A 1,439-nucleotide genomic window follows, 5' to 3' on the forward strand; every position below is an offset into this window, starting at 1 on the left:
CCCGTAGACGCAAGACGCAGGATCAGCCCCGCACCACCCCCGCCACATACCGCAAATACTCCGCCCTGTTCAGCGGATTGCCATCCGCACGCTCACGCAGCGGCGGCGCGCCCGCATACAGGCGGTCGCCCGCGTTCGACGACCACCAGACAGACTCTCCCCGGGTCAGCCCCGGCAAGCGTTGCTCCAGAGAAGGGACATTGCGCGCCGGAATCGTGCCCAGGACGACGCACACCGTCGGGGACACCCTCGTGTCGAGGAGTTGGGCTCCCGCCGTCACCAGGGCGCCCGTCACCGCACCCAGAGCATTGAGCGGCACCTCCAGTTCGTACTCGTGGCACGGCTCGTACACCCGCGTACCCGCCCGCGCCAGGGCGGCCATCAGCACGAGCGGGGTCAGGTTGCGGAAGTCGGCCGCCACCGACATCACGCTGGAGAAGCCCGAGCGGGTCAGAGAGACGACGCAGTCGGTGACGGGCCAGCCGTACAGGCCCTGACCGAGGGTACGGTGAACCGTCTCCTCGACGGCACGGTCGAAGGCGTGCGGGAGGGCGCCCAGTTCGGTGTCGCGGCGGAAGACGGTGCCCGAGCCGGGCGAGCCCGGCTCGACCCGCAGGCCGACCGTGGCCCAGAAGGCGTGCCCGCCGTGCCGCTCGATGGCCTCGCTCGCCTCACCCGTACCCACCGGCCGCTCGCGGAGGACCGTGCTGCTCGGCTCGAAGAGCGCCTCGACGCCGAACTCCTCGGCGAGCGTCGCCGCGATGATCTCCTTCTGCACCTCGCCGTAGAGGAGGACGGACGTGCCGCCGCCGTCCGGCAGCGCGCGGGTGCCGATGAGCGGGTCCTGGTCGGCGAGGGCGGCGAGCGCCGCGTGCAGCCGGGCCGCGTCGCCGGGGCGTACGGGCCGTACGACCGTCTCCAGCGTCGGCGGCGCGAAGTACGGCACCCGGTCCGTACCGCCTTCGTCGCCCAGCCGGTCGCCCACCCGTACCCGCGGCAGCCCGCGGACCTTGGCGATGTCACCCGCCACCGGGCCCCGGCCGCCGCCGCGCCCGCCCCTGCTCCCGCACCCGCTCCCACGTCCGTGCCCGCGCCCGCGCCCGTCGCACCGCAGCAGGCCACGCCCGCGGCCGCCCCCGGGACCGAGGCGGCCGCCGACCCCGCCGCGGCCGCGGCGCCCGCCGTCGCGTTCGTGCCCGCGCAGGCCACGGCGAACCCGGCCGACACCGGCCACGTGATAGTTCCCGACGGTTCCGCGCAGGCCGCGCCCGCCCCGGCGCCCGCCGAGCACCAACCGGCCGCACCAGTCGCACCGGGCGCATCGGCGGCGGCAACAGCCGGTGCAGCGGCGCCACTCGCCTCAGGCGTACCGGCAGCCGCGTCGGCGGCCGTAGCGGCCACCACGGGCACGGCGGCAGCGGGAGCAACAGGGGCAGCCA

Annotated in this window: 1 protein-coding gene; it reads right to left on the bottom strand. The window is 75.4% G+C overall.

Going from position 1 to position 1,439, the window contains the following annotated elements; translation table 11 throughout:
* Nucleotides 1-22 precede the first annotated feature (22 nt).
* The gene (locus K6I34_RS36925; protein ID WP_229332383.1) at nucleotides 23-1,030 is read right to left on the bottom strand and encodes a hypothetical protein; all 1,008 of its coding nucleotides are present in this window, start codon (nucleotides 1,028-1,030) and stop codon (nucleotides 23-25) included.
* Nucleotides 1,031-1,439 lie beyond the last annotated feature (409 nt).

The sequence above is a fragment of the Streptomyces sp. UNOC14_S4 genome, from assembly GCF_020740835.1.
Lineage (GTDB): Bacteria > Actinomycetota > Actinomycetes > Streptomycetales > Streptomycetaceae > Streptomyces.